We start from the raw sequence: 23,898 nt of genomic DNA, 5'->3' as shown, positions 1-23,898 counted from the left end.
ATCTTCACCAGATAAAATTCTTTGCACGTTTCCCGTTCCCTCCAGGAGGTTCCCGTGACCACGATCCCGCAGACGCCCGCTGGCCTGTCCATCACCGCTCCCCTTCAGGAAGGGTACGCCGAGGTGCTGACGCCCGAGGCGCTCTCCTTTGTGGCCGAGTTGCACCGCCGCTTCGACGCCCGGCGCCGCGAGTTGCTGGCGGCCCGCGAGGCGCGGCAGGCCCGGCTGGACGCGGGCGAATTGCCCGACTTCCTGCCGGAAACGGCCCACATCCGGGCCGGGGACTGGAAGATCGCGCCCCTGCCGCGGGACCTCCAGGACCGCCGGGTGGAGATCACCGGGCCGGTGGACCGCAAGATGATCATCAACGCCCTGAACAGCGGCGCCCGGATGTTCATGGCCGACTTCGAGGACGCGAGCAGCCCGACCTGGGAGAACATGGTCGAGGGCCAGCTCAACCTGCGCGACGCGGTACGCGGCACCATCAGCCTGGAGCAGGGCGGCAAGAGCTACCGCCTGAACGACAAGGTGGCGATGCTGCTCGTCCGCCCGCGCGGCCTGCACCTCCCCGAAAAGCACGTCACGGTGGACGGCGAGACGATGAGCGGCTCTCTCTTCGACTTCGGCCTGTACGCCTTCCACAACCTGCACGAGCGGCTCAGCCGGGGCACCGGCACCTACTTCTACATCCCTAAGCTGGAGTCGCACCTCGAAGCCCGCTGGTGGAACGACGTGTTCACCCTCGCGGAGGACACCCTCGGCGCCCCGCGCGGCACCATCCGGGCCACCGTCCTGATCGAGACGATCCTCGCCGCCTTCGAGATGGACGAGATCCTGTACGAACTGCGCGAGCACTCGGCGGGGCTGAACGCGGGGCGCTGGGACTACATCTTCTCCTACATCAAGAAGTTCAGGAACCGGGACGACCGGATTCTCCCCGACCGCGCCCAGGTGACGATGGCGGTCCCCATGATGGCGAACTACTCCAAGCTCGCCATCCAGACCTGCCACAGGCGCGGCGCCCCGGCCATCGGCGGCATGAGCGCCTTTATCCCGGTCAAGAATGACCCGGCGGCCAACGAGCGCGCCTTCGAGCAGGTCCGCGCCGACAAGGAGCGCGAGGCGACGAACGGCCACGACGGCACCTGGGTCGCCCACCCCGGCATGGTGGGGCTCGCCACCGAGGTCTTCGACCGCCTGATGCCTGGCCCCAACCAGATCGACTCCGGCAAGCAGGCGGACCTCAACGTGACCGCGAGCGACCTCCTCACCCCGCCGGGGGGCACGATCACCGAGGGCGGCGTGCGGACGAACATCAGCGTGGGCATCCAGTACCTCGCGGCGTGGCTCCAGGGCCGGGGCGCCGTGCCCATCCACAACCTGATGGAGGACGCCGCCACCGCCGAGATCAGCCGCGCGCAACTGTGGCAGTGGCTGCACCACGGGGTCCGGCTGGACGACGGGCGCACCCTGACACAGGACCTGCTGGGCACCCTCTTTGAGGACGAACTGGGCAAGCTCGGCCCGAACTTCGCCCAGGCGGGGCGGCTTTTCAAGGACGTGGCGACGCGCTCGCCGCTCGTGGAGTTCCTGACCCTGCCCGCCTACGGGCAGCTCGCCTGATGGGCATGGCATGGATTTCGGTGGAACAGGTCTACCGACGGTTCCACCCGAGCAGCGCGAGAAGGAAAGAGGCCGTGGCCCGGAGAGGAGGGACCGAATTGGCGCTTGCCCCATCCGACCGCGGACGGTACGGAAACCCTATGACAGTCCCGCCGCAGCCCAGGGGCTACCCTCGGGCAGGACTCCTATGACGACGACCACACGGCAGAAACCCGGCCGCACCCGCAGCGGCGAAACGAGCAGCGTCCGCACCCTGGAGCGGGGGCTGACCGTGCTGCTCGCCCTCAAGGACCTGCGCCGGGCGTCCCTCAGCGTGCTCGCCCGGCACGTCGGCCTCTCCGCGAGCACGACCTACCGCCTGCTCGAAACCCTGCGTCAACAGGGCTTTGTCGAGTGGGAGGAGCAGACGGGCCTCTTCAGCGTGGGACTGCGCGCCTATCAGGTCGGGCTCGCCTTCACCGAGCGCAGCAACCTGATCAGCTCCGCCCAGCCCGCGATGGAGGCCGTGGTGAGCGACCTGAACGAGACGGTGAACCTCGCCGTGCTGTACGGCTCGGAGGCGGTGTACGTCCATCAGGTCGAGGGCCGCCAGCTCGTGCGGATGTTCGCGCACCTGGGGGACAGCGCGCCGCTGCACGCCTCGGGGGTGGGCAAGGTGCTCCTCGCCTGGCGCCCCGAGGGGGATGTCCGGCAGAAGCTGGGCGACGGACCCTACCCCGCCTACACGCCGCACTCCATCACCACCCAGGCGGCGCTCCTCGCGGAACTCGCCCGGGTGCGCGAGCAGGGCTACGCCCTCGACGACGAGGAGCGCGAGCTGGGCGTGCGCTGCGTGGCCGTTCCGGTGCGGGACGCCACGGGGCAGGTCGTCGCGGGCCTCAGCGTCTCCGCCCCCACCTCGCGCTTCGCCCGGGAGCAGATCGGGCAGGTGGCCGAGCGGATGACCCTCGCCGCCGCCCAGGTCTCCACCCGGCTGGGCTGGGGCTGAGTCCCCGGCGGCCCGAATCGTGAACGCCCCCGCGCCTCCTCCCCCTCCGGGTTCACCCCGGGTGGAGGAGGTCGCCGTGTCGGGAGAGGGCCTGACGGAATCCACCCCGGCGCTCGCCGGTCGCAGGACCGCTCTTCTGGTCCTGGGCCTGGTGCTCGTGGCGCTGAACCTGCGCCCCAGCCTCGCGGGGTTCGGGCCCCTGCTCGGGCAGATTCAGGCGGAGCTGGGGGTGAGCGCGGCGACGGTAAGCCTGCTGACCACCATTCCGCTGCTGTGCTGGGGGCTGCTGGCCCCCCTCGCTCCCCTCCTGACCCGATGGCGCAGCAGCGAGACGGTGGTGCTGCTGAGCACCGGCCTGATCGGGGTGGGCGCCCTGCTGCGGGTGGGCCCGACCCTGGGCTGGATTCTCCCCGGCACCGTTCTGGTCGGGGCGGGGATCGCCCTGAACAACGTGCTGCTGCCCAGCCTGGTGCGGCGCGACTTCCCGCGCCAGGTGGGGCTGATGACGGGCGTGTACACCCTGGCGGTCGTCGGCGGGGCGGCGATGGCCTCCGGGCTGGCGGTGCCGCTGCGCCGGGCGTTCGGTGGGGAGTGGCGCGCGTCGCTGGGGGTCTGGGCCGGGCTGGCCCTGCTGGGCATGCTGGCCTGGCTCCCGGTGCTGTTCGGGCGGCAGACCCGCGGGGGGTGGGGAGCCCCTGCCGGAACGTCCGTCTGGCGCAACCCCTACGCCCCGCCGGTGACGCTCTTCATGGGCTTTCAGGCGCTGGTGTTCTTCACCTGGCTGACCTGGTTGCCCCGGGTGCTTCAGGACCGGGGCCTGAGCCCGGAGGCGAGCGGGCTGCTGCTCGCGCTGGGGAATCTGGTCCAGCTCCCCTTCAGCCTGGGCGTGCCCGTCCTGGCAGCGAGGCTGCGGGGCGCGCGCCCCCTCGTCGTCGCCATCTCGGGTCTGATCGCGGCGGGGTTGCTGGGACTTCTGCTCCTGCCCGCCGCGCCGCCCCTGCCCTGGGTCCTGCTCCTCGGGATGGGTTCCGGCAGCACCTTTCCGCTGGCGCTGGTCTTCATCGCCCTGCGGGCCAGCAACCCGGCCCAGGTGCCCCGGCTGTCCGCGCTGGCGCAGGGGGTGGGCTACCTCCTGGCGGCAAGCGGTCCCTTCCTCTTCGGCGCCCTGCACGACCGGACGGCGGCCTGGACCACGCCGCTGTGGTTCCTGGTGGGCTGCACGGGGCTGGTGCTCCTGGCCGGATTGTGGGCCACGCGCGCCGAACCCTCAACCCGCCGCTGACTCGTCCTGCTCTCCTCCGGCCTGGACTTCCAGGGCCCCGAGCAACTGGCCTGCGAGCTGCCGGAGCGTCTCGGTCTCCCCGGGGCCCAGGGCCGAGAGAATCCGCGCAGTGTTGGCGAGGTGCTGGGGCAGCAGGCGTTCCACCAGGGCGCGGCCCTCCGGGGTGAGCCGAATCCGCACCGAGCGGCGGTCCCCCCCGCCGCCCCGGCGCTCGGCCAGCCCCCGCTCAACCAGGCGCCCCACCCGGTTCGTCATGGAGGGGCCGGTGATGGCGGCCAACTCGCTGAGTTGGGTGGGGGTTAGGCCCTCCGGGGGCGCCGAGCGGTACAGCGTCAGCAGGAGGTCCCACCCGGCGGCGTTGATCCCGCTGGGCAGGTAGGTGCGCTCCAACTGGCGGCCCAGCGCGGCGTTCAGGCGGCCGAGCAGCACGACCGTCAGCATCGGCGCGGGGTCGAGGCCGGGGCGGACCCGGGCCCAGTCCTCTTGCAGCCGGTTGAGGAAGTCGGGAGTCAGGGAGGAGGTCATCGTGGCGCGGCGGTGAAGCCGCCTGAGCGTAGCACGGGGCCGAAGCTGCTCTCTGGCGTCGCTCGCCGGGAGGAGCATGGGAGATGCAGCGCCCCTGTACCGTCGAGCTGACGGCCCTTTAAGATGCCTGCATAGAGAGTCACGCCCACCGGGGAGGCCGCCCATGATGACCAAATCTCGCCTGGAAGCCTTCTCGGACGGCGTCATCGCCATCATCATCACCATCATGGTGCTGGAACTGCCCCGGCCCCAGGGCCACGAGTGGGCGGAACTTGCGCGCATCTGGCCCACCCTGTTCGGGTACATCCTCAGCTTCGTCTACGTGGGCATCTACTGGAACAACCATCACCACCTGCTGCTGACCGTCCGCCGGATCAGCGGCAGCATCCTGTGGGCCAACCTGCACCTGCTGTTCTGGCTGTCCCTGTTTCCCTACGTCACCGGCTGGGCGGGCGAGAGTCACTACGCGCCGGTTCCGATGACCTGCTACGCCGCCGTTGCCCTGATGTGCGCCCTCGCGTTTACCCTGCTCTCGGTCCTGATCATGCGGGCCGATCCCAGCAACCACCTCCTGGCCGACGCGACGGGAACCGGCACGAAGGAAAAACTGTCTGTCGCCGCGTACCTCGTCGCCATCGTCGCGCCCTTTTTCGGGCCAACGGGGGTGATCGTCTCCGGCGTCATGCTCCTGGGCGTCGCCCTGATGTGGCTGGTGCCGGATCGCCGGATCGAGCGCGTGCTGGAAGGGGAGCAGACGGCGCGCTGAGCTGGGGATGAGGCGAGGACGCCCAAACGGCCGGGCGTCCTCGCCCACCCTCTGGAGGGCAGAGTTCCGAGACTCGACGGCCGAATGTTTTCCATAAATTGAAAAACTCTTCCGTCTGTTGACATGGTGGGGGGTGACCCTTACCATAAGGTGACTCGATACATAGGTGTCTAAGTAGTTCGGCTCACCGGCGGCTCCGGCCCGGTCGTCTCTTCTGGCGCGTGTCTGAGGCGCGCCGTACCCAGGGAGGTTTCGCATGACGCAGGCCCCGCCCATCCGGTCCGTCCACCCTGTGGACGAAGTGCCGCCCCCCGGGCGCACGGTCGCCTTCGGGCTGCAACACGTGCTGAGCATGTACGCCGGGATCATCGCGGTGCCGCTGGTGCTGGCGAGCGCACTTGGTCTTCCCCAGGATCAGGTCGTGCGGATCGTGAACGCCAGCTTCTTCATGTGCGGGATCGCCACGCTGATCCAGACGCTGGGCTTCCCCGGCTTCGGCGCGCGGCTGCCCATCGTCCAGGGGACCACCTTCGCCTCGGTCGCCAGCATGATCCTGATCGGCAAGGAGTTCGGGCTGCCGGGCATCTACGGCGCAGTCATCGTGGCGGGGCTCTTCACCGTGCTGGTGGCGCCGTTCTTCTCGCGGCTGCTGCGCTTCTTCCCGCCCGTCGTCGCGGGGACGGTCATCACCATCATCGGGGTCGCGCTGCTGCCCGTCTCCATCCGTTGGGCGGGCGGCGGCAACCCGGCGGCCCCCGACTTCGGCTCGCCCGCCAACCTCGGCCTCGCCGCGCTGACGCTGGTGTTCGTGCTGCTCGTGACCCGCTTTGCCCGGGGCTTTTTCAGCCGCATCGGGGTGCTGCTGGGGCTGGTGTTCGGCACGGTGGTCGCCGCGCTCTTCGGCAAGGCGTCCTTCGCCACGGTGGGCACCGCCGCCGCGTTCGGCTTCACGCCGCCCTTCTTCTTCGGGGCGCCCACCTTCGCCCTGGTGCCCATCCTGTCCATGATCCTGGTGATGCTCGTCGTGATGGTCGAGACCACCGCCGACCTGCTCGCCATCGGGGAGATCACCGAAAAACCGGTCGATGGCCGGGTGGTGGCGAACGGCCTGCGCGCCGACGGCCTCTCCACCGCGCTCGCCGGGGTGTTCAATGTGTTCCCCTTCACGGCCTTCGCCCAGAACGTGGGGCTGGTGCGTTTCACCGGCATCAAGAGCCGCTTCGTGGTCGCGGCGGCGGGCGTGATCCTGATGCTGTTGGGCTTCTTCCCCAAGCTGGGGGCGCTCGTGGCCTCCATCCCCCTGCCCGTGCTGGGCGGGGCCGGGCTGGTGCTGTTCGGCACGGTGGCGGCGGCGGGCATCCAGACCCTGAGCCGGGTCAACATGGCCGACACCCGCAACCTCACCATCGTCGCGGTGAGCGTGGCGATGGGCGTGATTCCCGCCACTGTCCCCACCCTGTACGACAAGCTGCCCGGCTGGGCGAGCCTGTTCCTGGAGAGCGGCATCACCGCCGGGGCGCTGACGGCCATCCTGCTCAACATCCTCTTTAACATCGTCGGCACGGGCCGCGAGCAACGCTCCTACACTGCGGACGTGACCGAACACGCGCCCGAGCCCGGAGGTCTGCATTGAACGCCCCCCTGCCCCTGTCCGCCGTGAACGCCCTTCCCCAGGCCGAGTTCGTGCGCGTCTTCGGCGGCGTGCTGGAACACAGCCCCCGCTACGCGGAGCGGGTGGGATCGGAACGCCCCTTCGCCAGCGTCGAGGAACTGGCCGCCGCCTTCACCGCCGCCGTGCTCGCCGACACGCCCGATCAGCAGCTCGCCCTGATCCGCGCCCACCCCGACCTCGCCGGAAAGGCGGCCCTCGCCGGAGAGGTCACCCGCGAATCGGCCTCCGAGCAGGCCTCTGCCGGACTCGACCGCCTGACCCCCGAGGAGTACGCCGAGTTCCACCGCGTCAACCAGGCCTACCACGCCAAGTTCGACATGCCCTACATCGTCTGCGTGCGGGAGAACACCAAGGGGAGCATCCTGGCCGGTGCCGCCGTGCGCCTGGAGAACACCCCCGAGCAGGAGCGGGAGACCGCCCTGCGGGAAATCGGCAAGATCGCCCGGCTCAGAGTGCTCGACCTGGTGGCCCAGGACCGCGAAGGAGTGGAAGCATGACCCAGACCCAGAACGCCCCGGCCAGGGTGAACGCCCGTCTCGGCTACAACAACTATGGCAAGGCCGAGGTCAACCTGATGAAGGTGAAGCGCGACACCGAGCGCCACGAGATCCGCGAACTCCAGGTGCGCGTGGCGATGACGGGCGACTTCGCGGCGGCCCACGAGCAGGGGGACAACACCGACCTGATCGCCACCGACACGGTGCGGAACACGATCTACGGGCTGGCGAAGGAAGGGTTTAACGGCAGCCCCGAGGAGTTCGGCAAGGAACTGGTCGCCCACTTCGTGAAGACCGGGCCCAGGGTCACGGGCGGCTTCATGGAGTTCACCGAGTACCTGTGGGAACGCATTCAGGTGGGTGGCCAGGGCCATGACCACTCCTTCGTGCGCCAGATGCCCCAGCGAACGGGCCGTGTGGAGAGCGAGGACGGCCAGACCTTCAAGGTCACGTCCGGCATCGAGAACCTCTACGTGCTGAAGACCACCGAGAGCGGCTGGGCGAACTACCTCCTGAACGAGCGGTTCACGACCCTGCCCGAGACGCACGAGCGCCTGATGGCGTCCTACGTGACCGCCAAGTGGGAGTACAACGAGGGTGAGGTGGACTACGACGCCGTGTGGGGACGCGTGTACCGGCAGATTCAGGAGACCTTCACCGACCACTACTCGCCCAGCCTCCAGAACACGCTGTTCCTGATGGGCCAGGCGGTGCTGACGATGTGCCCCGAGATCTCGCGCATCTACTTCCGCATGCCCAACAAGCACCACCTCCAGTACAACTTGCAGCGCTTCGGCCTGGAGAACAACCTGGAAATCTTCCACGTGGACCCCGAGCCCTACGGCCTGATGGAAGGCTGGGTGGAGCGCGCCTGATGGCGGGTCACTCCGGCCTCACGACCCACGTTCTGGACACGGCCAGAGGTCGCCCCGCCGCCGGGGTCCGGGTGGAACTCTTCCAGGTGGAGGGCGGGGAACGGCGCAAGGTGACCGAGGCGGTCACGAACGGGGACGGGCGCACCGACGCCCCCCTGATCGAACGCGGCAGCCTTCAGCCCGGCACCTACGAACTCACCTTCCACGTCGCCCCGTACTTCGAGGGCTTCGAGGCCACCCCAAAGGTTCCGTTCCTCGACCTCGTGACCCTGCGCTTCACCGTGAGCGACACCTCCGGGCACTACCACGTGCCGCTGGTGATGACCCCCTGGGCCTACAGCACCTACCGGGGAAGTTGACCAGTCCCGTTACCCCATTCCGCCCCTCTTGTCAAGGGACAAGCGCCGCAGTAAGCTTTACAAAATTCAGACCACTGTTCTGCATGGATAACCAGCGGTCCGCCTCGTGCGTCAACCATGCGCTCGTCCCCCAGGGGTCGGCGTGTGCCAGGCATGAGGCGGCCCCTTGTTTGGTTTCCCCTTTCCCGCAAAGGAGCAAGCATGAACAGCATCACCCTGATTGTGAACGGCGTGCCGTGCGAGGCGCACGACGTGCGGCCCCACACCACCCTCCTGAACTGGCTGCGCGACCAGGGCCTGACCGGCAGCAAGGAGGGCTGCGCCGAGGGCGAATGTGGGGCCTGCGCCGTGCTCGTCGCCCGCCCCGCCGAGGACGGTGGCACCCGGCTGGAGTCCGTCAACGCCTGTCTGGTCATGCTCGCCGCCCTGAATGGGGGAGAGGTCGTCACCGCCGAGGGGCTGGGTTCCCCGGGGAACCTCCACCCCGTTCAGCGCGAACTCGCCGTGCGCGGCGGCTCCCAGTGCGGCTACTGCACCCCCGGCTTCGTGGTCAGCATGGCCGCCGAGTATTACCGGGAGGACCGGCGCGCTTCAGACTTCGACATCCACGCCCTGAGCGGGAATCTCTGCCGCTGCACGGGTTATCGCCCCATCGTGGACGCGGCGCTCGCGCTGGGTGGCCCGGCCCAGGAGGACCCCTTCGCCCGGCGACGGGAGCAGCCCGCACCCGCCCCGCAGCCCACGCACCTTCAGACCCCGGACGGCGAATTTCACCGGCCCACCACGCTCGCTGAAGCTGTCGATCTGCTCGCCGCCAACTCCGGGGCCGTGTTGCTCGCGGGGGGCACCGACTGGGGCGTGGACGTGAACCTGCGCCACTCGCGGGCCGCCGTCACGATCGCTCTGGACGGCCTGCCCGAACTGCGGACGCTGAACTGGGCGGACGACCACCTGGAGATCGGCGCGGGCCTGACCCTCTCCGAGATCGAGCGGCGGCTGGCGGGCCGGGTGCCATTGCTGGCGGAGTGGCTGCCCCTCTTCGCCTCGCGGCTGATCCGCAACAGCGCCACGCTGGGGGGCAACCTGGGCACGGCCAGCCCCATCGGGGACAGCCCGCCCGTGCTGCTCGCGCTGGACGCGCGGGTGGTGCTGGCCTCCAACGCGGGCGAGCGCGAGGTGCCGCTCTCGGACTACTTCACCGGCTACCGCCGGACGGTGCGCCGGGGGGACGAACTCATCCGCGCGGTACGAATCCCGCTGCCCCTCGCCCCTATCACCGGCTTCTACAAGATCGCCAAGCGCCGCTTCGACGACATCTCCAGTGTGGCGGTCGGGATCGCGCTGGAACTGGATGGGGAGGTGGTGCGCTCGGTCCGCATCGGGTTGGGGGGCGTCGCGGCCACACCGATCCGGGCCTATGCCACCGAGGAAGCTCTCACCGGCCAGCCCTGGACCGAGCGCACCGTCCGCGAGGCGGCCCGGGTGCTGCGCGGGGAGGGGACGCCGCTGGACGATCACCGGGCCTCGGCGGCCTACCGCGCGGCGATGCTGGAACAGGCCCTGCTGAAGTTCTACTTCGAGAAGACCGGCCAGGAGGTGACCGTATGACCAGCCTGTACGAGAGGCCCCCGGGCGGCGCGGTGGGCGAGGCCATTCCCCACGAGAGCGCCGAGGCGCACGTCACGGGGCACGCGCTGTACACCGACGACCTGGGAGTGCGGCTCCAGAACCTCCTCCACGCCTGGCCGCTCCAGGCGCCGCACGCGCACGCCCGCGTGACCCGGCTGCATATCACGCCCGCGCTGGAGGTGCCCGGCGTGGTGCGGGTCCTCACCGCCGCCGACGTGCCCGGCCTGAACGACGCGGGCGTGAAGCACGACGAGCCGCTGTTCCCGACCGAGGTGATGTACTACGGGCACGCGGTCTGCTGGGTCCTCGCGGACAGCATCGAGGCGGCGCGGCTGGGCGCCCAGATGATCGAGGTCGAGTACGAGCCGCTGCCCGCCCTCCTGACCCTTCAGGAAGCCATCGAGGCTGAGTCCTTCCAGGGGGCGCAGTCCACCGTCCACCGGGGCGACGTGGAGCACGGCTTCGCGCAGGCTGCCCACGTCTTCGGGGGAGAGTTCGAGTTCGGCGGCCAGGAGCACTTTTACCTGGAGACGAACGCCGCGCTCGCGCAGGTGGACGAGTGGGGGCAGGTCTTCGTCCAGTCGAGCACCCAGCATCCCACCGAGACGCAGGAGATCGTGGCGCACGTCCTCGGGCTTGCCAGCAACGAAGTCACCGTCCAGTGTCTGCGGATGGGTGGCGGCTTCGGCGGCAAGGAGATGCAGCCCCACGGGTACGCGGCGATTGCGGCCCTCGGCGCCGTGCTCACGGGCCGCCCCGTCCGGCTGCGGCTGAACCGTCAGCAGGACCTCACCCTGACGGGCAAGCGCCATCCCTTCCACGCGAGTTGGAAAGTCGGCTTCGACGCGGACGGGCACCTGCTCGCCCTCCAGGCCACCCTGACCTCGGACGGCGGCTGGAGCCTCGACCTCTCCGAGCCGGTGATGGCGCGGGCGCTGTGCCACATTGACAACGCCTACTTCATTCCGCACGTCGAGGTCCACGGGCGGATTGCCAAGACGAACAAGACCTCCCAGACGGCCTTCCGGGGCTTCGGCGGCCCGCAGGGAATGCTCGTCATCGAGGACATCCTGGGCCGCTGCGCGCCGCTGCTCGGCCTGGAGCCGCATGAGTTGCGGGCGCGCAACTTCTATCAGCCCGGCGAGAGTACCCCCTACGGCCAGCCCGTCCGCCACGCCGAGCGGCTGCATGAGGTGTGGGGAACGCTCCTCGGGCGGTCCGACTTCACGGCGCGCCAGGCGGAGGTGCGCGCCTTCAACGCCTCGCACCCGCACGTCAAACGCGGTCTGGCGATCACCCCCGTCAAGTTCGGCATCTCCTTCAACTTCACGGCGTACAACCAGGCGGGCGCCCTCGTCCACGTGTACAAGGACGGCTCGGTGCTCATCAACCACGGCGGGACCGAGATGGGGCAGGGGCTCCATACCAAGATGCTGCAAGTCGCGGCGACGGCCCTCGGCGTCCCCCTCTCCTGCGTCCGCCTCGCCCCCACCCGCACGGACAAGGTGCCGAACACCTCCGCGACGGCGGCCTCCAGCGGCGCGGACCTGAACGGCGGGGCGATCAAGGACGCCTGCGAGCAGATCAAGGCGCGGCTGGCGTCAGTGGCGGCGGGATCGCTCGCGGCGCAGGCGGCGAAGGTGAGCGCGCTGGGGGTCAACCCGGGCGACGTGCGCTTCGAGAACGGGCGCGTCTTCCCGGTCGGGCACCCGGAGCTGGGGATGGACTTCCGCCAGGTCGTCCACGACGCCTATCACCTGCGGACCCAACTGTGGGCGGCGGGGTACTACCGCACCCCCGGCCTCCACTGGGACCGCGTGGCGATGCGGGGCGAGCCCTTCAAGTACTTCTCCTACGGCGCCGCCGTCAGCGAGGTCGAGGTGGACGGCTTCACCGGGGCTTACCGCCTGCGCCGGGTGGACATCCTGCATGACGTGGGGGACAGCCTCTCGCCCCTGATTGACATCGGGCAGGTGGAGGGGGGCTTTGTGCAGGGGGCCGGGTGGCTCACCCTGGAGGACCTGCGCTGGGACACCGGAGGCGGGCCGTACCGGGGCCGCCTCGCCACCCAGGCCGCGAGCACCTACAAGCTCCCCAGCCTCTCCGAGGTGCCGGACGTGTTCAACGTGGCGCTGCTGGAACGGGCCACCGAGAGCGGTGTCGTGTACGGCTCCAAGGCGGTCGGCGAGCCCCCCCTGATGCTGGCGATCAGTGTGCGCGAGGCGTTGCGGCAGGCAGCGGCGGCGTTTGGCCCCGAGGGGAGCTCCACCCTCCTCGCCAGCCCGGCCACACCGGAAGCGGTGTTCTGGGCACTCGACGCGGCCCGGCAGGCGAGCGCCCGAACTGAAGTCGCGGCGGATTAGCATGTCCTGGCTTAAGGCGGTGCAAACCCTCTCCGAACGGGGCGAGCCGGGCGTCCTCGTCACTGTCGCGGCGGTGCGGGGCCATGCCCCCCGCGAGGCGGGCGCGAAGATGGTCGTCGGCCTGAGGGCGACCTGGGACACCGTGGGCGGCGGCAACCTGGAGGCGACCGCCGTGGAACGGGCCCGCGCCCTGCTCGCCTGCGGGGCGACCACGCCCGAACTCCTCACCCTGCGCCTGACCGACCGGGCGCCGAACGAGTACGGGCGGCAGTGCTGCGGCGGCGAGGTCACGCTTCTCCTCGAACCGCTGAAGACGGTGCGGCCCGCGCTCGCCATCTTCGGAGTGGGGCACGTGGGCCTGGAACTCGCGCGCATCCTCTCCCGGCTGGAGGTGGAGTTGCACCTGATCGACTCGCGGGCAGCCCAACTGGCCCCCGAACGGCTGGCCCCCTTGCAGGACAGCCCCGCCCGCCTCCACATCCACCACGCCCCGATTCCCGAGATGGTCCTGGCCGACCTGCCCCCCGGCGCCCACTTCGTCATCCTGACCCACGACCACGCCGAGGACGCGGCCCTGTGCGACGCGGCCCTGCGCCGACCGGACCTCGGCTTCATCGGACTGATCGGGTCCAGGGTCAAGTGGGCCCGTTTCCGCGAGCAACTTCTTTCACTGGGCCACACTGAAACCGACCTCGCCCGCATCACCACGCCGGTCGGCCTGCCTGCCCTTCGCGGCAAGACCCCGGCGGTGATCGCCCTGGGGGTGGCCGCGCAGCTTCAGACCGTGCTGGAAGCCGCCGAACCCGCCCCCTTCGTTGTCGCCCCCCAGAGGACCCCATGAAGCTCTACCGCGCCGCCCTGATGCACACCCCTGGCAGCCCCTTTGCCGTTCCCGACGCCCTCCAGACGCACGACGACGGCGGCCTGCTGGTGGAGGAGGGCCGCATCCTGGCCTGCGGCAGCTACCCGGACCTCCGCGCCGCCTGGCCCGGGGCCGAGGTCGTGGACCTGCGCGGCGGGGTCCTGCTTCCCGGCTTTATCGATACCCACGTGCATTACCCCCAGGTGCGGGTGCTGGGCGGGCTGGGGATGGGCCTGCTGGAATGGCTGGACAAGAACACGCTCCCCGAGGAGGCCCGGCTGGCGGACGATACTTACGCCCGCGCCGTGGCCCGCGAGTTCCTGGCCGCCCTCGCCTCGAACGGCACCACGACCGCGCTCGTCTTCGGCAGTCACTACGCCTCGGCGATGGACGTGTTCTTCGGCGAGGCGGGGGCGAGTGGCCTGCGGGTGGTCGCCGGGCAGGTCGTCTCCGACCGGATGCTGCGCCCCGAACTGCACACGACGCCGGAGAGGACCTACACCGAGGGGAGGGCGCTGATCGAGCGGTGGCACGGCGTCGGACGCAGCCTCTACGCCGTCACCCCGCGCTTCTCACTCTCCGCCAGCGAGGGCATCCTCGACGCCTGCGCCTCGCTTCTCCGCGAGTTCCCCGACGTGCGCTTCACCTCCCACATCAACGAGAGCCCGCGCGAGATCGAGACGGTGCGCCGCCTCTTCCCCGAAGCCCGCGACTACCTCGACACCTACGAGCGGGCGGGGCTGGTCACACGGCATAGCGTGTTCGCCCACAACGTCCACCCGTCGAACCGCGAACTCGGCGTGATGGCCGAGCACCGCTGCACCGCCGCCCACTGCCCGTGCAGCAACTCGTCGCTGGGGAGCGGCCTCTTCCCGCTGCGCCGCCACCTTCAGGCGGGCGTCCACGTCTCGCTGGGCACGGATGTCGGCGGCGGCACCGGCTTTTCCATGCTGAAGGAGGGCCTCCAGGCGTACTTCATGCAGCAGCTCCTGGGCGCGGAGGGGGAGCCGCTCGGCCCCGCCCACCTCCTCTACCTGGCGACCCGCGCGGGGGCGGAGGCCCTCGGGCTCGCCGACCTGACCGGCGACTTCGGGGGGGGCAAGGCCTTCGACGCCGTGTACCTGCGCCCGCCCCCCGGCACCACCCTCGACACTGTGCTGCGCCACGCGGAGGACCCGGGGCGTGTCCTCGCCGACCTCTTCACACTGGGCACCCAGGCCGACGTGGCGCAGGTCTGGGTGGGCGGCGACGTGGTGTACCAGAGGGCAGCCGCTTCCCTGGAGGTGAGCGTGTGAACATACCCAGGTCGTTCGGGGTGGGCACGGCCAGACAATACGCCCGCCTCCGGCCCATCCAAGACCCGCGGGGCAGCCCCCAAAAAGGAGGTGTTCTAGACAGCCTCGTTCGAGCGGGGAGCAAGGTGCAAATCTAACATTTTGGAGGGTTGTTCCCGGTCCATAGGCCCCAGCCGCCCGTGTCCGTCCGCCCCATTCTCTGCCCCCCAGGAGTCCTCCATGTCCGATGCCTCCACCCCCGTCGCCCCCGCTGTTCCCCGTTCCGGTCTCGACCGCTACTTCGGCGTGAGCGCGCAGGGCTCGACCGTCTCCCGCGAGGTGCGGGCGGGCCTCACGACCTTTCTCACGATGAGTTACATCCTCTTCGTGAACCCGCAGGTGCTGGGTACGGCGATCAAGGTGCCCAACGCCTTCGTGCAACTGCTGATGACGACCGCCATCGCCGCCGCCTTCGGCTCGCTGGTGATGGGCCTGGTCGCCCGGTACCCCTTCGCGCAGGCGCCCGGCATGGGCCTGAACGCCTTTTTCGCCTTCACGGTCGTGCAGGGGCTGGGCATTCCCTGGCAGACGGCGCTGGGGGCAGTGTTCATCAGCGGCGTCCTGTTCGTGCTGCTCAGCGTCCTCGGCGCCCGGCAGGCCATCGTGCAGGCCATTCCGAACTCGCTGAAGTTTGCCATCACGGGCGGCATCGGGGCCTTCCTGGCCTTCCTGGGGCTGAAGAACGCCGGGATCGTGGTCAGCAACCCGGCCACGCTGGTGGGTCTGGGCTCGCTGACCGCCGCGCCCGTGTGGATCGCGCTGGTCGGCCTGATCCTCGCCGCCGTCCTGATGAGCCGCCGGGTAACCGGGGCCATTCTGTGGAGCATCCTCGCCACCAGCATCCTCGCCATGCTCACCCGCGCGCCCGTGTATGCGGGCGGGGCGAACGGGGGCCTGCGCCCCTTCCCCGGCTTCGAGGGGTCGTTTCTGGGTATCTTCGGCGCGCCGGTCTGGCCCTCCGGGCTCGTGGGGCAGCTCGACATCGCCGGGGCGCTGGGCCTGGGCCTGCTGAGCGTGGTCTTCACCTTCTTCTTCGTGGACTTCTTCGACGCGACGGGCACCCTGACAGGCCTCGCGCAGCGGGCGGGCTTCCTCGACGCGAGCGGCAACATGCCCCGCGCCCGGCGCCTCTTCGCCATGGACGGGCTGGCGGCCATGTTCGGCGCCTTCATGGGCACCTCGACGACCACCGCCTACGTCGAGTCCGCCTCCGGCATCGGGGAGGGGGGGCGCACCGGCCTCACCGCCGTCACGGTCGGCGTGCTGTTCCTGCTCGCCATGTTCCTGTGGCCGCTGGCCGCCGCGATTCCGGGCGCCGCCACCGCCCCCGCCCTCATCGTGGTGGGCGCCCTGATGATGGAAGGCGTGCGCCACGTGGACTGGGACGACATCAGCGACGGCCTGCCCGCCTTCCTGACGATCATCGCCATGCCGCTCACCTTTTCCATCGCCAACGGCGTAAGCCTGGGCGTCATCAGCTACGCCGCGATCAAGCTGCTCAGCGGGCGCGGGCGGCAGGTCAGCCCCATCCTGTACGGGGTGGCCGCGCTGCTTCTTGCCCGGTATCTGTGGCTGATGGAGTAACGGGTTTTCTCCCTGTTCAGGTCCTGGTCCCCGTGCCAGGACTTTTTTTGGGCGTCGGGGAGTTGGAAAGGGTCCTTCCGCTCCGTACCCGGACTGCAACTCCGGGTGCTTTCGCTGGTCCCCGTGTTGCGCCTCCCCTCCCGGTTGTCATGCACCCTGTCCCTCGCGGAACACGACGGGTCTGGCTCATGGCGGGCTGGCCACTGCCGTGGTCCTCGAAATAGAGCTGGATGGGCTGGCCGTTTTCCTCGCCGGCGGTGATGGAGGACATGGATTCCTCCGGTGGGGGAGAGGGGCCTGTCCCGCGCTCCTGTTTCTACCCGCAGAAGGGAGGAAGAGCCCAGATCAGAAGAGCCCAGATCAGTCGGCGCGCACCCCCTCGACGGCGCGGCGGCCGATGGCCTCGAAGCGCCGGACATCCTGATACGAGCGGGCGAGGAGCATCGCGCCCTCCAGCGCGGCCAGGAAGGCGGAGGCCGCCTCGCGGGGAGTGCCCGCGAACGTCAGTTCACCCTGAGAACGTCCCCGGGCGAACACCTCCGTGAGCCAGCCCTCGTTGAGGTCGAAGAAGGCGCGGACTTCCTGTCGCATCGCCTCCGGCAGCGTGTTGTAGTCCCCGGCGAGGACCGTACATAGGCAGATGCGGCCATCCTCGTGGACCACCGTTCGGTAGGCCGTCAGGTAGCGGTCCAGCCGTTCGGGTGCCGAGTCGGTGGCCTGGCTGATGGCCTCCAGGTCGCGTTCCAGCCGCTGCCGGTAGCGCCGCACCAGGGCCACGCCGAGGTCGGCCTTGCCGGGAAAGTGGTAGTGGATGCTGGCGTTGCGAATGCCGAGGCGGCGGCTGATGTCCGCGTAGCTCACCGCGTTGAACCCCCGCTCCTGAACGAGTTCCTGCGCCACGTCCAGAATCTGCTGAAGGGTGTCCCCCTGCCCCGGCATGGGCGGATTCTCTACCTACGGGTAGGTAACAGTCAAGGGGAAGAAGGGGCAGGGCCTGTTTGCCGAGTGGATACTTCCCGACCGCGCGTCGGCTCACTGGCGGCTCCAGGAATGGTGGACTCTTGCAAAGTTGGCATGCCGCCCGGCGGCAACCTCACAGGTGGCGACCCCCAGCTTCCTACCGGCCCTCCCCGGCCAAGTGCAGCAGCGCCCCCATCACCCGCCCGTATGAGCCCGGCAGCAGCCGCGCGAGCAGGTCGAGTACCCGGGCGTCGTCGCCCACGAGGACGCGGGGCTGGCGGCGCTCGACGCCCCCCAGGATGATCTCGGCGGCCCGGGCGGGCTCCAGCCGCAGGAGGCGCTCGAACTGCCGCTGGCCCGCCTGCGCCTCGCTGGCGCTGACCCCGCTCCCCACCCGGGCGTTGCGGGCGATGTTCGTCCTCACCCCGCCCGGATGCACGGCGGTCACGCCCACCCCCAGCGGCCCAAGCTCGTGGCGCAGCACCTCGGTGAAGCCGCGCACGGCGAACTTGCTCGACGAGTACGCGCTCTGCCCCGGCGGGCCGACGAGCCCGAACAGGCTGGAGACATTGACCAGGTGCGAGTCCAGTTCCGAGCGCAGCGCGGGCAGAAACGCCCGGGTCAGGGCGACGACCGCCCGAAAGTTCACGTCCATCACCCAGTCGAAGTCCTCGGCGCTGACCTGGGTAAAGGCGCCGCCCAGCGCCACGCCCGCGTTGTTGATGAGGAGCGTGACCCGGGGATGTTCCCGCAGCACGGCGCCGGCCAGATCGGGAATCTCCGCCGTCCGGGACAGGTCGAAGGGGTGGACGCTGACCCTCAACTCCGGGTGCTGTGGTCGCAGCCGGGCCACCAGCGTCCGCAGCCCCTCCTCGTCGCGGTCGATCAGCGCGAGGTGGCTGCCGCGCGAGGCCAGGCCGGAGGCGAGGGCCCGCCCGATCCCGCTCGCCGCTCCCGTGACGACCGCCGTGCCGCCCGCGAAGGTGTAGGGCCGCACCGCTCAGGCGCTCCGGGGGGACGCGGCCCGGAAGGGCGCGAGGGGCCGGGGGCTCAGCCGGGCGCGGTAGAGCGAGGGGTCGAAGTGGGCCAGGGTGCGCCGGAAGCTCGCCGCCCGCTCGGGCCAGAGCGAGGTGTTGCGCCCCCCCTCGTCGATGTACCAGCTCGTGCAGCCGCCCCGCATCCAGACGCTCTCCCGCAGCTTGGCCTGAATCGCCCCGTTGTAGGCGGCCTGCGCCTCGGGGCGGGGTTCGAGCGAGAGCAGGTGCCCCGCCTCCAGATGCTCCAGCGCGCGCAGGATGTACCCGATCTGCGCCTCCATGATGTACACCATGCTGTTGTGGCCGAGTCCCGTATTCGGCCCCACGATCAGGAAGAGGTTGGGAAAGCCCGCCACGGTCGTCCCGTGGAGCGCCTCCGAGTGCGGCTGCCAGACCCCGGCGAGGGGGTGCCCGTCCCGCCCGTGGATCACCCGCGCGATGGCGGGCCGCGCCGCGTTGAAGCCCGTTCCCCCGATGAGCACGTCGAACTCCCGCTCGGCGCCGTCCGCCGTCACGAGGCGGGAGCCGCGCACCTCGCAGATGGGCTCAGTGACGACCTCCGCGTTGGGCTGCGTCAGGGCCGGGTAGTAGTCGTCCGAGACCAGGACGCGCTTGCACCCCAGCCGGTAGTCGGGCGTCAGCTTGGCCCGCAGCGCGAGGTCGGGGACCTGCGCCTCCAGGTGCTTGCGCGCGACCTCCTCCGCCATCCGCCCCATGCGGGGGTTGGAAAAGGACAGGAAGTTGAACTCGGCCCGCCCGAAGATCCACTGCCGCGAGAGGCGTTGCAGGGCCGGGTAGCGGCGGAAGAGGGCGCGGCGGCGCTCCGTGGTGGGCTCGTCCATCCGGGGCATGATCCAGGGGGCCGACCGCTGGAACACCGTGAGCCGCGCCGCCTGTTTCTGCACCTCCGGGACGAACTGGACGGCGGAGGCCCCGGTGCCGATCACCGCCACGCGCTTTCCGCGCAGGTCCACCGAGTGGTCCCAGCGGGCCGAGTGGAAGCGGGGGCCGCTGAAGCTCTCCAGGCCGGGAATCACGGGCCACTTCGGCTCGACCAGGGGACCGTGCCCGGAGATCAGGACGCGGGTGGTGAAGGTGTTGTCTCCGTCGGGGCCGCCGCTCGTGCGAATCCGCCAGAGCCCCTCCGCGTCGTCCCACTCGGCCCGCTCGACCTCGTGGTGAAAACGGATGTGGGGGCGGAGGCCGAACTCGTCGGCGGTGCGGCGCAGGTACTCCAGGATCTCGGGCTGGCGGGCGTAGCGGTGCCCCCACTCGGGGTTGGGCGCGAAGGAGAAGGAGTAGAGGTCACTCTTCACGTCGCAGGCGCAGCCGGGGTAGGTGTTGTCGCGCCAGGTGCCGCCGACCTCCCCGGCCCGCTCGAAGATCACGAAGCCCTCCATTCCGTGCCGCCGGAGCTGGGCCGCCATCCCCAGCCCCGCGAAGCCGCTGCCGATGATGGCGATCTGGTGGTGGGTCGTCAAGGGGAAACCTCCTGCAAGAAGTCGAGGGCGAGGCGGTTGAACGCCAGGGCGCGCTCCAGTTGCGGCATGTGCCCGGTGTCCTGAAAGAGGTGGAAGCGGGCGTGGGGGTGGTGCCGCCGGGCTTCCTCCAGATGCCGCGCGGGCAGGATGAGGTCGTGGTCGCCCCAGACTATCAGGGTGGGCACCCGCCGCGCCGCGAGCTGTTCGCGCAACTCCTCGCGCCAGGCGGCCTTTTGGTCATGTCGCTGCCAAAGGGGCCTTCACCCTCGTCCCCGTGTTCGTTCACGGCGTCCTGGGAGGGGGATTCGGGCTTCTTGTAGGGCGTGTTTGGGTCGTCGGGCATAGGCACCTCCGGTGGAAGCCACAGCATCGGCTCCCCGGGGGCGGCGGCCATGAGGAATCGCTCAAGTTGGGGGGCGACAGAGCGGTTGCGGAGGGCGGGTCCGGGGGCGCAGATTGCACCCGTACAAACCCGCGCCGGGACAGGGTGAACACGGGCCGCGCCGCCAGGCTGAGGCGCTGCTCCTCGCCCCGGCCCGCTCCTTCGCGCTTCTGGAGGCCGCCTTGCCATCCTTCGATACCCACGTGACCGTCAACGGAGTGCCGCAGCCCGCCACCCTCGGCGAGCCCCTCGTGGAGGTCATCAACCGCGCCGCCGTCGAGATTCCGCAGGTGTGTTACCACCCCCAGCTCGGCCCCATCCAGACCTGCGACACCTGCCTGGTGGAGGTGAACGGCGAACTCGTGCGTTCCTGCGGCACCCGCGTGGCGGCGGGGCAGAACGTGCGAACCGAGACGACCGCCGCCCGCCATTCGCGCAAGGCTGCCTTCGACCGCCTGCTGGGTAACCATCTGCTGTACTGCACGGTCTGCGACAACAACAACGGCAACTGCGTGGTCCACAACACCACGGCGCTGCTGAAGGTCGAGCACCAGGACACGCCGTACAAGCCCAAGCCCTACGCGAAGGACGAGTCCAACCCCTTCTACCGCTACGACCCCGACCAGTGCATCCTGTGCGGGCGCTGCGTGGAGGCCTGCCAGAACCTCCAGGTCAACGAGACCCTGAGCATCAACTGGGAGGACCCTCACCCCCGCGTCCTGTGGGACGGCGGCTCGCCCGTGGGCGAGTCGAGCTGCGTCAGTTGCGGCCACTGCGTCACCGTCTGCCCCTGCAACGCCCTGATGGAGAAGACGATGTTGGGCGAGGCGGGGCTCATGACCGATCTGCCGCTGCCGGTCTTCCACTCGGCGGTCGATCTGGTGAAGGCGGCGGAGCCCTCCATTGGCTATGGCCCCATCCTGCAACTCTCCGACACGGAGTCGGCCATGCGCGAGGGGTCGGTCAAGCGGACCAAGACCGTCTGCACCTACTGCGGGGTGGGCTGCTCCTTCGAGGTGTGGACCAAGGAACGGCACATCCTCAAGGTCGAGCCGACGCACGGCCCGGCGAACGGCGTCTCCACCTGCATCAAGGGCAAGTTCGGCTGGGATTACGTGAACAGCGACAAGCGGCTGACGGTGCCGCTGATTCGTGAAAATGGGGCCTTCCGCGAGGCGAGCTGGGACGAGGCGTTCACCCTCATCGCCCGGCGCTTCACGGAGATTCGCGCGCAGCACGGCCCCGACGCCCTCGCGTTCATCGCCTCCTCGAAGTGCACGAACGAGGAAGCGTTCCTGATGCAGAAGCTCGCCCGCGCGGTGGTCGGCACGAACAACATAGACAACTGCTCGCGCTACTGCCAGAGCCCCGCCACGATGGGCCTGTGGCGCACGGTGGGCTACGGCGGCGACTCGGGCTCCATCCACGACCTAGAAAAAGCGGGACTCGTCATCGGCATCGGGACGAACACCGCCGAGTCGCACCCGGTCCTCGCCACCCGGATCAAGCGGGCGCATAAATTGCACGGCCAGCGCCTGATCGTGGCCGACCTGCGCGAGCACGAGATGGCGCGGCGGGCCGACCTCTTCATCCGTCCCACCCCCGGCACCGACTTCGTGTGGCTCACCGCCGTGGCGAAGTACATCCTCGACAACGGGCTGGAGAAGAAGGACTTCATCGATCAGTGGGTGAACGGGTTGGACGAGTACCGCAAGAGCATCGAGGGCTACACGCTCGCCCACGCCGAGGAAGTTACCGGCATCGCTCAGGACACGCTGAAACAAATCGCCCACGAGATCGTCGAGGCGGACGGTACCTGCATCATGTGGGCGATGGGCGTGACCCAGCAGTGCAGCGGGTCGGAGACCTCCACGGCAATCTCCAACCTGCTCCTGATCACCGGGAACTACATGCGCCCCGGCGCCGGGTCCTACCCCCTGCGCGGGCACAACAACGTGCAGGGCGCGTCCGACATGGGGGCCATGCCCAACTTCGTGGGCGGCTACCAGAAGATCGACGACCCGGCGGTGCAGGAGAAGTTCGCGGCGCGGTGGGGCGTGCCCCTCCCCCACAACAAGGGCCTGGACAATCACGAGATGGTCCACGCCGTCCACGAGGGTACCCTCCGCTGCATGTACCTCAAGGGTGAGGAAATGGGCCTGGTGGACGCGAACGCGAACTACGTGGACGCCGCCTTCGAAAAGCTCGACTTCTTCGTGGTGCAGGACGTGTTCTTCAGCCACACGGCGAGCTTCGCGGACGTGGTGCTCCCTGCCAGCCCCTCCCTGGAGAAGGAAGGCACCTTCACGAACACCGAGCGGCGCATTCAACGGCTGTATCGTGCGCTGGAACCGCTGGGTCAGAGCCGCCCCGACTGGGAGATTATCCAGGGCGTCGCCAACGCGATGGGCGCGAACTGGACCTACACCCACCCCTCCGACATCATGGCCGAGATCGCCTCGCTCGTCCCGCTGTACTCCGGCGTGACCTACGACCGGCTGGAGGGCTTCCGCTCGCTCCAGTGGCCGGTGCTGCCCGATGGGAGCGACACGCCGCTGCTGTTCACGGAAGGCTTCCCCTTCCCCGACCGCAAGGCGCGGCTCTACCCCGCCGAGTTCGTGGCGCCGCAGGAGACGCCCGACGCCGAGTACGACCTGCACCTCAACAACGGGCGGATGCTGGAGCACTTCCACGAGGGGAACATGACCTTCAAATCGGCGGGGATTACCGAGAAGGTGCCGGGCTCCCTCGTCGAGGTGTCGCCCGACCTCGCCCGCGAGCGCGGCCTGGAGAGCGGGCGCTACGTGCGGCTCGTGTCGCGGCACGGGGCGGTGCGGGTGCGCGTCCACGTCACCGACCGGGTGAAGGGCAAGCAGATTTACATGCCCATGAACAACCCCGAGGCGAGGAACGCGCTGAACCGCCTGACGGGCAGCCACACCGACCCCTGCACCCACACTCCCGCGTACAAGGACACGGCGGTGCGGCTGGAGGTGCTGCCCGAGATGGGCGAGAACCCGCTGCCGCGCGTGAATCACCGTTACGGCCACCCCACCCCGCAGCGGGGCGTGGAGGTCGAGCGCAAGTGGCGCCGGGCGGACTACCGCTTCCCGGGGGCGCCCTATAACCGGCTGGTGGTGCGGCAGCCTGACACCCTCGGAGGCGATGACTGATGGCGAAAGCGATTGACTTCGACCCCGGGACCTTGCTCCCCACCCCGGGGGAACGGGTGGCAGCGGGCACCGCCGAGAGTGCCGACGCGCTGCTGGAGGCCCTCGAACTGCTGCGGGTGCTGCACGAACACCGGGTGCTGCACACCCTCGTCCGGGTGGTGCGGGGCGGCGAGGGGCTGGCCTTTCACGCGCTGGAGGCGCTTAACGGGCCGGGCAGTGTGCGCGCCCTCCGCAACGCGCTGGATGCCGTCAAACTGCTCGGCAACGTGGAGCCCGGGACGCTGGAGACGGTGACGGGCGCCCTCTCGGACGGGTTGCGGGAAGGCGCCCGCCGGGTGCGGGAGGGCGAGCGGGCGGGCCTGGGCGAACTCCTCGCGCTCGTGCGCGACCCGGACGTGGGGCTGGCGTTGGGCGCCCTCGTCGGCGTGCTGCGCGGCTTCGGGCGCGGTCTGCGGGAGAGGGAGGCGCATGGGAATCTCCCGGACGTGCCCCGCACCTGAGCCGCC

20 protein-coding genes are annotated in these 23,898 nt (G+C 69.8%); 15 read left to right on the top strand and 5 right to left on the bottom strand.

Annotated features, from left to right (window positions below; translation table 11 throughout):
- The first annotated feature begins 63 nt into the window (after window positions 1-63).
- From aceB to DAERI_RS11895, 3 genes are all read left to right on the top strand, one after another.
- The gene (gene aceB, locus DAERI_RS11905) at window positions 64-1,623 is read left to right on the top strand and encodes a malate synthase A (RefSeq protein ID WP_235610370.1); all 1,560 of its coding nucleotides are present in this window, start codon (window positions 64-66) and stop codon (window positions 1,621-1,623) included.
- A gap of 187 nt (window positions 1,624-1,810) precedes the next feature.
- Window positions 1,811-2,611, top strand: coding sequence for an IclR family transcriptional regulator (locus DAERI_RS11900; RefSeq protein WP_103129646.1), 801 nt, complete (start codon window positions 1,811-1,813; stop codon window positions 2,609-2,611).
- A 76-nt stretch (window positions 2,612-2,687) separates the two neighbouring features.
- Window positions 2,688-3,893 carry a CynX/NimT family MFS transporter gene (locus tag DAERI_RS11895; RefSeq protein WP_235610357.1) on the top strand — a complete coding sequence of 402 codons (1,206 nt, stop codon included), beginning with the start codon at window positions 2,688-2,690 and terminating at the stop codon, window positions 3,891-3,893.
- On the opposite strand, the gene DAERI_RS11890 is transcribed toward DAERI_RS11895, so the two are convergent.
- Entirely contained in the window at window positions 3,879-4,418 is a 540-nt protein-coding gene (locus tag DAERI_RS11890; protein ID WP_103129645.1) for a MarR family winged helix-turn-helix transcriptional regulator, read from the bottom strand. The two genes, DAERI_RS11895 and DAERI_RS11890, sit on opposite strands and share 15 nt — an antisense overlap.
- Before the next feature lie 163 nt (window positions 4,419-4,581).
- Here DAERI_RS11890 and DAERI_RS11885 point away from each other — a divergent pair, with 163 nt between their 5' ends.
- From DAERI_RS11885 to DAERI_RS11840, 10 genes are all read left to right on the top strand, one after another.
- Window positions 4,582-5,184 (top strand): TMEM175 family protein, encoded by a 603-nt coding sequence (locus tag DAERI_RS11885; RefSeq protein WP_103129644.1) that lies wholly within the window; start codon window positions 4,582-4,584, stop codon window positions 5,182-5,184.
- A gap of 256 nt (window positions 5,185-5,440) precedes the next feature.
- Complete coding sequence (locus DAERI_RS11880) at window positions 5,441-6,817, top strand: nucleobase:cation symporter-2 family protein (RefSeq protein WP_103129643.1); 1,377 nt, start codon at window positions 5,441-5,443, stop codon at window positions 6,815-6,817.
- On the top strand, window positions 6,814-7,353 hold the full coding sequence (uraD, locus tag DAERI_RS11875; protein ID WP_103129642.1) for a 2-oxo-4-hydroxy-4-carboxy-5-ureidoimidazoline decarboxylase: 540 nt from the start codon (window positions 6,814-6,816) through the stop codon (window positions 7,351-7,353). The genes DAERI_RS11880 and uraD overlap by 4 nt, the downstream gene beginning before the upstream one ends.
- On the top strand, window positions 7,350-8,228 hold the full coding sequence (gene pucL / locus DAERI_RS11870; RefSeq protein WP_103129641.1) for a factor-independent urate hydroxylase: 879 nt from the start codon (window positions 7,350-7,352) through the stop codon (window positions 8,226-8,228). Before uraD ends, pucL begins: the two co-directional genes overlap by 4 nt.
- Window positions 8,228-8,587 carry a hydroxyisourate hydrolase gene (gene uraH / locus DAERI_RS11865; protein ID WP_103129640.1) on the top strand — a complete coding sequence of 120 codons (360 nt, stop codon included), beginning with the start codon at window positions 8,228-8,230 and terminating at the stop codon, window positions 8,585-8,587. The genes pucL and uraH overlap by 1 nt, the downstream gene beginning before the upstream one ends.
- 201 nt (window positions 8,588-8,788) lie before the next feature.
- The gene (locus tag DAERI_RS11860; protein WP_103129639.1) at window positions 8,789-10,195 is read left to right on the top strand and encodes a xanthine dehydrogenase small subunit; all 1,407 of its coding nucleotides are present in this window, start codon (window positions 8,789-8,791) and stop codon (window positions 10,193-10,195) included.
- The gene (gene xdhB / locus DAERI_RS11855; protein WP_103129638.1) at window positions 10,192-12,579 is read left to right on the top strand and encodes a xanthine dehydrogenase molybdopterin binding subunit; all 2,388 of its coding nucleotides are present in this window, start codon (window positions 10,192-10,194) and stop codon (window positions 12,577-12,579) included. Before DAERI_RS11860 ends, xdhB begins: the two co-directional genes overlap by 4 nt.
- A 1-nt stretch (window position 12,580) precedes the next feature.
- Window positions 12,581-13,420 (top strand): xanthine dehydrogenase accessory protein XdhC, encoded by an 840-nt coding sequence (xdhC, locus tag DAERI_RS11850; protein ID WP_103129637.1) that lies wholly within the window; start codon window positions 12,581-12,583, stop codon window positions 13,418-13,420.
- Window positions 13,417-14,736, top strand: a complete 1,320-nt coding sequence (gene guaD, locus DAERI_RS11845; protein ID WP_103129636.1) for a guanine deaminase — start codon at window positions 13,417-13,419, stop codon at window positions 14,734-14,736. The genes xdhC and guaD overlap by 4 nt, the downstream gene beginning before the upstream one ends.
- Window positions 14,737-14,955: 219 nt before the next feature.
- Window positions 14,956-16,359: an NCS2 family permease gene (locus DAERI_RS11840; protein ID WP_103129635.1), complete on the top strand. Its 1,404-nt coding sequence runs from the start codon at window positions 14,956-14,958 to the stop codon at window positions 16,357-16,359.
- Between the two features lie 360 nt (window positions 16,360-16,719).
- On the opposite strand, the gene DAERI_RS11830 is transcribed toward DAERI_RS11840, so the two are convergent.
- The 4 genes from DAERI_RS11830 to DAERI_RS11815 form a co-directional block, all read right to left on the bottom strand.
- Window positions 16,720-17,298 (bottom strand): TetR/AcrR family transcriptional regulator, encoded by a 579-nt coding sequence (locus tag DAERI_RS11830; RefSeq protein WP_103129634.1) that lies wholly within the window; start codon window positions 17,296-17,298, stop codon window positions 16,720-16,722.
- Window positions 17,299-17,476: 178 nt separating this feature from the next.
- Window positions 17,477-18,316 carry an SDR family NAD(P)-dependent oxidoreductase gene (locus tag DAERI_RS11825; protein ID WP_103129633.1) on the bottom strand — a complete coding sequence of 280 codons (840 nt, stop codon included), beginning with the start codon at window positions 18,314-18,316 and terminating at the stop codon, window positions 17,477-17,479.
- 3 nt (window positions 18,317-18,319) lie between these two features.
- Window positions 18,320-19,837, bottom strand: coding sequence for a flavin-containing monooxygenase (locus DAERI_RS11820; protein ID WP_103129632.1), 1,518 nt, complete (start codon window positions 19,835-19,837; stop codon window positions 18,320-18,322).
- Window positions 19,834-20,049 (bottom strand): alpha/beta fold hydrolase, encoded by a 216-nt coding sequence (locus tag DAERI_RS11815; RefSeq protein ID WP_235610356.1) that lies wholly within the window; start codon window positions 20,047-20,049, stop codon window positions 19,834-19,836. Before DAERI_RS11815 ends, DAERI_RS11820 begins: the two co-directional genes overlap by 4 nt.
- A gap of 352 nt (window positions 20,050-20,401) precedes the next feature.
- Here DAERI_RS11815 and fdhF point away from each other — a divergent pair, with 352 nt between their 5' ends.
- Together fdhF and DAERI_RS11805 are read left to right on the top strand one after the other, a co-directional pair.
- A complete protein-coding gene (gene fdhF, locus DAERI_RS11810; protein WP_103129781.1) occupies window positions 20,402-23,392 on the top strand; it encodes a formate dehydrogenase subunit alpha in 2,991 nt (996 codons plus the stop codon).
- The gene (locus tag DAERI_RS11805; protein WP_103129631.1) at window positions 23,392-23,892 is read left to right on the top strand and encodes a helical membrane plugin domain-containing protein; all 501 of its coding nucleotides are present in this window, start codon (window positions 23,392-23,394) and stop codon (window positions 23,890-23,892) included. Before fdhF ends, DAERI_RS11805 begins: the two co-directional genes overlap by 1 nt.
- The last annotated feature ends 6 nt before the right edge of the window (window positions 23,893-23,898 follow it).

The sequence above is a fragment of the Deinococcus aerius genome (assembly GCF_002897375.1).
Taxonomy (GTDB): domain Bacteria; phylum Deinococcota; class Deinococci; order Deinococcales; family Deinococcaceae; genus Deinococcus; species Deinococcus aerius.
Note: the sequence above shows the minus strand (reverse complement) of the source record. Positions and strands in the feature narration are given on the sequence as shown.

Coding starts and splice junctions, on each gene's coding strand:
- DAERI_RS11900 (WP_103129646.1), top strand. CDS start 1,811: ATGACGACGACCACACGGCAGAAACCCGGCCGCACCCGCAGCGGCGAA.
- DAERI_RS11890 (WP_103129645.1), bottom strand. CDS start 4,418: ATGACCTCCTCCCTGACTCCCGACTTCCTCAACCGGCTGCAAGAGGAC.
- DAERI_RS11885 (WP_103129644.1), top strand. CDS start 4,582: ATGATGACCAAATCTCGCCTGGAAGCCTTCTCGGACGGCGTCATCGCC.
- DAERI_RS11880 (WP_103129643.1), top strand. CDS start 5,441: ATGACGCAGGCCCCGCCCATCCGGTCCGTCCACCCTGTGGACGAAGTG.
- pucL (WP_103129641.1), top strand. CDS start 7,350: ATGACCCAGACCCAGAACGCCCCGGCCAGGGTGAACGCCCGTCTCGGC.
- uraH (WP_103129640.1), top strand. CDS start 8,228: ATGGCGGGTCACTCCGGCCTCACGACCCACGTTCTGGACACGGCCAGA.
- DAERI_RS11860 (WP_103129639.1), top strand. CDS start 8,789: ATGAACAGCATCACCCTGATTGTGAACGGCGTGCCGTGCGAGGCGCAC.
- xdhB (WP_103129638.1), top strand. CDS start 10,192: ATGACCAGCCTGTACGAGAGGCCCCCGGGCGGCGCGGTGGGCGAGGCC.
- xdhC (WP_103129637.1), top strand. CDS start 12,581: ATGTCCTGGCTTAAGGCGGTGCAAACCCTCTCCGAACGGGGCGAGCCG.
- guaD (WP_103129636.1), top strand. CDS start 13,417: ATGAAGCTCTACCGCGCCGCCCTGATGCACACCCCTGGCAGCCCCTTT.
- DAERI_RS11840 (WP_103129635.1), top strand. CDS start 14,956: ATGTCCGATGCCTCCACCCCCGTCGCCCCCGCTGTTCCCCGTTCCGGT.
- DAERI_RS11830 (WP_103129634.1), bottom strand. CDS start 17,298: ATGCCGGGGCAGGGGGACACCCTTCAGCAGATTCTGGACGTGGCGCAG.
- DAERI_RS11805 (WP_103129631.1), top strand. CDS start 23,392: ATGGCGAAAGCGATTGACTTCGACCCCGGGACCTTGCTCCCCACCCCG.